Genomic DNA, 7141 nt, shown 5'->3' on the forward strand with positions numbered 1-7141 from the left:
TCAGCACCACCAAAGTTGTCGGGCTGAGCTTAGAAATCCCACTTCGTGGTCAACGTCAAATTCCGCGGCTCGCCGTAGAACGTGGTGTCGAAGTTACCCAACCCCGTCAAATAACGCTTGTCGAACACGTTGTTGGCATTGGCCGTGAAGCTCAAATGCTCGTTGTACTGATAGCGGGTCATCAGGTCGACGAGGGTGTAGCCGCCCTGTTTGATCTGGGTGTAATCGCCGACGGTCGGGCTGTAGATCTTGCCGTAGAAGGCGCTCTGCCAACTGATGCCGCCACCGACGGTGACTTTGTCCAGGGCGCCGGGCAGGCGATAGGTGGTGAAGGTGCGGACCACGTGTTCCGGTTTGCTGGTGGACAACGGGAAGCCGAAGATCCGTTGCTCATCGGCATCGCGGGTGCGGGCGTAGGTGTAGCCGGCGGTCAGGTTCCAGCCGTCCGCCAATTCGCCGGCCAGTTCCAGCTCGATACCTTGGGTCTTGGTGCCGTCGACGGCTTTGTAGATGCCTTCGTTGGTGATCGGGTTGGTGCCGATCGACTCGGCGACGCCGTCCTGCTCGATGCGGAACAAGGCCAAGCTGGCGTTCAGTTTGCCGTCGAAATAAGCCGCTTTCAGACCGGCTTCATAGGCGTCGCCCTCAACCGGGGCCAGGGTCGTGCCGTTGCTGTCCTTGTAGGTTTGAGGCTGGTAGATCGAGGTGTAGCTGGCGTACACCGAGTACACATCGTTCAGGTCATAAATCACCCCGGCGTAAGGCGTGACCACGCCGTGTTCCTTGTAGCTGGCGTGGGTGTCGTCCAGCCCGGCGCCTGGGTTGTAGCCGTAATCTTCGTTGTACTTAAAGGTGCTCAAGCGGCTGCCGAGAATCACCGAGAGGTCGTCGGTCGGACGCAGGCGCGTGGCCAGGTACACGCCGTTCTGGCTTTGGGTTCGTTCGTATTTGCCGTTCTTCGGAAATTCCTGTTTCGGCAGATGGCCGTTCCAGTCGTAAATGCTGCCCGGTACTTGTGAGAAGGCGCTGGTGTCGTAGGTCGAACCGGTCTGGCGCGAGTGGGACGCCATGACGCCGGCCACCAGTTCATGCTCGCGACCACCCAGGCTGAACGGCCCGGAGACGTTCACGTCCGCCGTGTTCTGCACTCGATGACCTTCCCAGCGACCCCAGTAAAGGAACATGCCTTCGCCGGTGGCGCGGTCCGGGTTGCCGCCGCTGGCCGAGGCCAGTTGGGTGTCGTGAACCGTGGTTTTCTGGTCGACGCTGACCTTGAGTTTCCAGTCATTCGCCAGGGCTTGCTCCAGCGATGCGAAATAGGTGGTTTCGTCGAAATCGCGACGGCTCCAGTCGGCGGCCGGGTTGAAGTGACGCGGGAAGTCGGTGCGCCCGCCGTCAGAGAAATACGTCGGGTTACCGGTCCAGGAACTGCCGCGCGGGGTTGCGCTGGACTTGTCGATGCCGAAGGTCAGCAGGGTATCGGGGGTCAGGTCGGCTTCGAGGATGCCGTAATACAGGTCTTTCTTCTGGCTGTAGTGATCCTGGTAGGAATTCTTGTCCGAGTACGCGCCGACAAAACGCCCCCGCACGCTGCCGGAATCATTCAGCGAACCGGAAATATCGCCAACGCTGCGATAGGCATCCCACGAACCCACGGTGCCGCTGATCGAAGCCTTGAATTCCTTGGTCGGCTTCTTGCGGATCAAGTGGACGGTGGCGGACGGGTCGCCCGAACCGGTCATCAGGCCGGTCGCGCCCTTGATCACTTCGATGCGGTCGAGGCTGGCGGAGTCGTCGCTGTTATTGGGGTTTTCGCCATATACACCGTCGTACGGCTGGTTCACGCCGTCGTACTGGAAGTTGGTGATGGCAAAGCCACGGGCGGAAAACTCGGTGCGGTCGCTGTCGTATTTCTGCGTCGAAATGCCGGGGGTATTGCGCAACGCATCACCGACACTTTGTACGCCGCGATCATCCATTTGCTGATGGGTAATCACCGTGACCGATTGCGGGGTTTCACGCAGGGACAACGGCAGGCCGGTGGCCGAAGACGTTTGGCCGGTGGTGTAGGAATGCGTGTCTTCGGTGGTCGCACCCAAACCCTGGGCGGAGATGTTGGTGGCGTCCAGTTGCAGTGCGTCGCCTTTCGTGGTGCCGGTTTCAGCGGCATGGGCGGCGGAGGCAAGGCTCAGCAGGGCGGCCGGAAGGGCCAGTGCCAAGGGGCACAAGGCAAAACGAAAACGCGCGGCGAGGTGGTGCGGCATGGCGGTCCCTTTGTATCAATCGGTCGATAATTGAATGCTTCTGAAGGGTTAACCGAACGAAAAATGCAAAGGGGAACTGCGGGGTGCAAAAAAGATTCGATATTTTTTCTTAGCGGCTCAAACCCAGCCGTTCATGCCATTGGGCAATCGACTCTTCGGGATAGACCTCGAACTCCTGATCCTTGGGTTTCACCTCAACCTCCACCCACGACGCCTTCGAATCCAGCATCAAGTGCGTGTGTTCCGGCGGCACCGGCAGCGGGGTGTCGATGGCCGAGGCGAAGGGGTGGATCAGCTCCGGCCATTCGGGGCTGAACAGCCATAAACCGCTGCCGCACGCTGAACAGAAATGCCGTTCCGCCGTGCTGCTATGGGCACGTTTATCGCCGTTGTCCTTGAGCCGCGCATGGTAGATCGCGATGTGCTTGCGCCCGCGCACTTTCATGCTGTTCGCGTCACCACTGATGTTGATCGCATACCCGCCACCGCCCTGGGTCTTGCGGCAGATCGAACAGTAGCAACGCTGGTAAGGGTAGGGGTGGGCGCTGGTCAGACTGAACGACACCGCGCCGCAATGGCACGAACCTTCGAGCTGCATGACAACCTCCGGCGGTTCTTGAATGGATTCAAGACAGCCTAGACCCTCAGCGACTTTCCACCGGTACCAGAATCGCGTCGCCGGTCGCCACCAGTTTCAGTTGGTCGCCGGTTTGCGCGAACAACTCGGCACGGGCAAACACCTGCTTCTTGCCGGCCTTCACCACCCGGCCCTTGGCGATGAACACTTCGCCGACGGCTGGGGCCAGGCAGTTGACCGAAAAGTGCGACGCCAGCACGTTGCCGGCCACGGTCCCGGCGGCAAAACCGCAGGCAGTGTCGAGCAGCGCGCCAATCAGACCGGCGTGCAGGAAACCGGCGTATTGCGCCATGTCGGCTTCGCGAAAGACCAGGGTGAGGTCGGCTTCACCGCTCTCGGCGCGGGTGACTTCGAAACCGGCCCAGCGGTTGAAGGCTGAGGTTGAGTTGATGTGTTTGAGTGCGTTGAGCATGGCGAATCCCTCCGGTTGAGGGATCAACATGCGCCGGGTTTTGGGGGAAGTCATGGTGGATAAGAGAGGGTGATGGACAGGGGGATTTTTGGTGAATGGGCCGGCGCCTTCGCGAGCAAGCCCGCTCCCACAGGGGATATGTGTCGTGCACAAGACCAATGTGGGAGCGGGCTTGCTCGCGAAGAACGATAACGCGGTCTAACTGCCTGACACCAACCTTCGGCAGCTCCTACAGGGATGGACGTGTGCCATCGGCCACGTCAGCATGAGCACCTAAAAAAAAGGCCCTGATCATGCGACGACTTCCCTCCCTGGCAGCACTCAAAACCTTCGAATGCGCCGCCCGCCACGCGCATTTCGGTCGGGCGGCGGCGGAGTTGTGCGTCACCGACAGCGCCGTCAGCCATCAAATCCGCCAACTCGAAGAGCAACTGGGCGTGTCGCTGTTCATTCGCGAAGGCCGGCAGATTCGCCCGACCATGGCCGCCGGGCGCCTGATGCAGAGCTTGCAGCACGCCTTCGAACTGATCGGCGAGGCCTGCGATGAACTGCGCGACCCGTCATCCCTCGCTGTGTTGCGCCTGGCAGTCACCGCCGAACTGGCGCAGAAGTGGTTGATGAGCCGTCTCACGGATTTCTACGCACGTTATCCGCACATCACTTTGCACCTCTACGAACAACCGATCGACGCCACCGCGCCGGGTGAAGACATCGACCTGGCGATCACCTACGGCACCGGCCCGGTGGACAGCAGTGCGTATTTCGTCCGGCCATTGCCGGCGTTGCAGTTCTTCCCGGTGTGCAGCCCCGGCCTGTTCAACCAGGGCACGCTGAAAACCCCTAAGGACCTGGCCCGCCATTGCCTGCTGCACGACGATCAGGACGGCAAGACCTGGACCGCGTGGCTCACCAGCCATGCCGGCGATCAGCGCCCTGAGCGCCAGTTGTATTTCGCCCACGCCGGTCTGGCGCTGGAAGCCGCGGCCCAAGGGCAGGGGGTGGCGATGGGCGATAACCTCACGGCCCAGGAAGATTTGCTCAGCGGGCGGTTGGTGCGGCCATTCACCGCCAACATCACCGCGCTGGGCCAATACGCGCTGGTGTGTGAACGGGTGCGACTGGAGCGTCCGGCGGTGGCGCAGATGCTGGAGTGGTTCAACGATCAACTGGTGGATTGATGAGTTGAATTCAAGTATTCCGAAATAATCATCGTTGGCGAGGAGGGCGCTGGCGACCTTAGCCTGTGGTCGTTCCAATCCCCGCTGATGAGGTTTGCCCATGGCACGTTTGCTCGATTCCACCCCCAAGCACGACGGTTTCCGCCTGCCCGGCGAGTTCGAAACCAAATCCGGTTGCTGGCTCGGCTGGCCGGAGCGCACCGACGTGTGGCGCAACGGCGCCAAGCCTGCGCAGAAAGTCTGGGTGCAGATCGTCACCGCGATTTCCCAGAGCGAACCGGTCACCGTGTGTGCCTCCGCCGCACAATTCGCCACCGCCCGCCGTCAACTGCCGCCGCAAGTGCGGGTAGTGGAAATGACCTGCAACGACACTTGGTTCCGCGACAGTGGCCCGTGCTTTGTGGTCAACGATTCCAGCGGCGAAGTGCGCGGCGTGGATTTCGAGTTCAACGCCTACGGCGGCCTCGACGGCGGCTTGTACTACCCGTGGGACAAGGACGATCAGATCGCCAGCAAGATCCTCGAAATCGAACGTTTCGACCGTTACCGCGCCCCGTTGATTGCCGAGCTCGGCGGCATCCAGAGCGACGGCCAGGGCAGCATCCTCACCACCGAACAATGCCTGCTCAACCGCAATCGCAACCAGCATCTGGGCAAGGAAGAAGTCACTCGGCGCCTGACTGACTACCTCGGCGCCGAGCAAATCATCTGGCTGCCGCGGGGCTGCAAATTCGACGAAACCGATGGTCATGTCGATGACCTCGCCTGCTTCGTCCGCCCTGGCGAAGTGGTGTTGCAATGGACCGACAACCGCGATGACCCGCAGTGGGAAATCTACCAGGAGGCCTACGACATTCTGCGCAGCACCCGGGACAGCCGTGGCCGCGAGTTGATCGTGCACAAATTGCCGCAACCGGATGTGCTGGAATGGACCGCCGAGGAAGCCGAAGGCCTCGACCAGCAAGACAGCACCCACACCCGTCAGGCCGGCACCAAGATCTGCGCGTCGTACATCAACTACTACGCGGGCAACACCTCGATCGTGGTGCCGTTGTTCGGTGACCGTCAGGATCAGGTGGCGTTGGCGACCCTCGCGGAGCTGTTCCCACAGCACAAGATTGTCGGCATCGAAAACTCCCGGGAAATCCTCCTTGGCGGCGGCAACGTCGCCTGTATCACCATGCCGCAGTACGCCGGCACAGGAGTGTGATCGTGAGCCTGCACAAACTGACTCAAGCGTTATTGCTGGTGCTTGCACCCCTGTGTGTGCAGGCCGCCGACTCCGCCAAACCGGTGGTGAATCTGTACATCTGGGGCGAATACCTCGCCCCGGACACCTTGAGCAATTTCGAGAAGCAGACCGGCATTCATGTGGTCGCCGATCATTTTGATTCCCTGGAAACCGTCGAGACCAAACTGCTCACCGGCCGCAGCGGCTATGACCTGGTGCTGACGGCGGGGCAGCACCTGTCCCGGGCGATCCAGAGCGGCGCGATCCAGACGGTGGACAAGCAGCAACTGCCGCACTTTGCCGGGGTCGGCGAGGAGTTTCGCCAGCACATGGCGGTGTTCGATCCGGGCAATCGCTACGCCGGGATTTACGCCTGGGGCACCACGGGCGTGGGTTATCAGGAGGAAGCGGTCAAGCAACGTCTGCCCGACGCGCCACGGGACAGTTGGGCGATGCTGTTCGATCCGGCGGTGGTGGCGAAATTCGCCGATTGCGGGGTCAGCCTGCTCAACGATCCCAACGAAGTGTTCGCGGCGGTCATGAAATACATGGGGCTGGACATCAACCGCCAGAACCTCGATGACCTGAAACTCGCCGAACAGCAATTGGCGAAGATCCGGCCTTACATCCGCTACTTCGACAACGACCTGAACATCAGCGACCTGGCTAACGGCAACACCTGCGTAGCCATGTCGTGGAACGGCAACGTGGCCATCGCCGCCGGGCAGGCATCGGCGGCGAACAAGCCGTTCACGTTGAGTTACCGGATACCGAAGGAGGGCACGTTGATCTGGTTCGACGCCATGGTCATTCCCAAGGACGCACCGCATCCGCAGGCCGGGCTGGCGTTGATGGATTACCTGATGACCCCGCAAGTGATTGCGCCGATCACCGACACCATTCACTACGCCAACGCGATCACGGCGGCGGACGGGTTGATTGACCCGGCGATTCGTAATGATCCGGGGACATATCCGTCGGCGGCGGTAAGGGCATCGTTGTATGGCAAGAATGACAATGGCAAGGCGTTTAACCGGGCTTTGATTCGGGCGTTCAGTCGGTTGAAGTCGGGGTTGTGACTTGAGTGCGGTGTATGGCTTGAGATCGACCCCTCACCCCAGCCCTCTCCCCAAAGGGGAGAGGGGAAAGGGAGCCGATCTTCATGTGTTTCAAAACCAGAGTTCGACTCAGGACTTACAGGTCGAAGTATCTCGCCAAAGCACCTCGGTCAGCCCCCTCTACCCAAAAGGGAAGAGGGGAAAGGGGGCCGATCTTCATGTGTTTCAAAACCAGAGTTCGACTCAGGACTTACAGGTCGAAGTGTCTCGCCAAAGCACCTCGGTCAGCCCCCTCTACCCAAAAGGGAAGAGGGGAAAGGGGGCCGATCTTCATGTGTTTCAAAACCAGAGTTCGACTCAG

6 protein-coding genes are annotated in these 7141 nt (G+C 60.8%); 3 read left to right on the forward strand and 3 right to left on the reverse strand.

The window, feature by feature from the left end; all coding sequences use genetic code 11:
• Positions 1–29: 29 nt before the first annotated feature.
• The 3 genes from ACIQY3_RS03170 to ACIQY3_RS03180 form a co-directional block, all read right to left on the reverse strand.
• Positions 30–2264: a TonB-dependent siderophore receptor gene (locus tag ACIQY3_RS03170; RefSeq protein WP_403017154.1), complete on the reverse strand. Its 2235-nt coding sequence runs from the start codon at positions 2262–2264 to the stop codon at positions 30–32.
• Between the two features lie 109 nt (positions 2265–2373).
• Positions 2374–2862 (reverse strand): GFA family protein, encoded by a 489-nt coding sequence (locus ACIQY3_RS03175; RefSeq protein WP_403017156.1) that lies wholly within the window; start codon positions 2860–2862, stop codon positions 2374–2376.
• Positions 2863–2908: 46 nt separating this feature from the next.
• The gene (locus ACIQY3_RS03180) at positions 2909–3313 is read right to left on the reverse strand and encodes a PaaI family thioesterase (protein ID WP_403017158.1); all 405 of its coding nucleotides are present in this window, start codon (positions 3311–3313) and stop codon (positions 2909–2911) included.
• 293 nt (positions 3314–3606) lie between these two features.
• Here ACIQY3_RS03180 and ACIQY3_RS03185 point away from each other — a divergent pair, with 293 nt between their 5' ends.
• From ACIQY3_RS03185 to ACIQY3_RS03195, 3 genes are all read left to right on the forward strand, one after another.
• Complete coding sequence (locus ACIQY3_RS03185) at positions 3607–4491, forward strand: LysR substrate-binding domain-containing protein (protein ID WP_265045031.1); 885 nt, start codon at positions 3607–3609, stop codon at positions 4489–4491.
• A 100-nt stretch (positions 4492–4591) separates the two neighbouring features.
• The gene (gene aguA, locus ACIQY3_RS03190) at positions 4592–5701 is read left to right on the forward strand and encodes an agmatine deiminase (protein ID WP_403017161.1); all 1110 of its coding nucleotides are present in this window, start codon (positions 4592–4594) and stop codon (positions 5699–5701) included.
• 2 nt (positions 5702–5703) lie between these two features.
• Positions 5704–6801 (forward strand): extracellular solute-binding protein, encoded by a 1098-nt coding sequence (locus tag ACIQY3_RS03195; RefSeq protein ID WP_403017163.1) that lies wholly within the window; start codon positions 5704–5706, stop codon positions 6799–6801.
• Positions 6802–7141: the final 340 nt, after the last annotated feature.

Origin of the sequence: Pseudomonas sp. NPDC096950 (assembly GCF_044762525.1) — a bacterium.
Classification (GTDB): domain Bacteria; phylum Pseudomonadota; class Gammaproteobacteria; order Pseudomonadales; family Pseudomonadaceae; genus Aquipseudomonas.

Excerpts from the sequence above, each read along its gene's own strand:
- ACIQY3_RS03170 (WP_403017154.1), bottom strand. The coding sequence starts at position 2,264 with ATGCCGCACCACCTCGCCGCGCGTTTTCGTTTTGCCTTGTGCCCCTTG.
- ACIQY3_RS03185 (WP_265045031.1), top strand. The coding sequence starts at position 3,607 with ATGCGACGACTTCCCTCCCTGGCAGCACTCAAAACCTTCGAATGCGCC.
- aguA (WP_403017161.1), top strand. The coding sequence starts at position 4,592 with ATGGCACGTTTGCTCGATTCCACCCCCAAGCACGACGGTTTCCGCCTG.
- ACIQY3_RS03175 (WP_403017156.1), bottom strand. The coding sequence starts at position 2,862 with ATGCAGCTCGAAGGTTCGTGCCATTGCGGCGCGGTGTCGTTCAGTCTG.
- ACIQY3_RS03180 (WP_403017158.1), bottom strand. The coding sequence starts at position 3,313 with ATGCTCAACGCACTCAAACACATCAACTCAACCTCAGCCTTCAACCGC.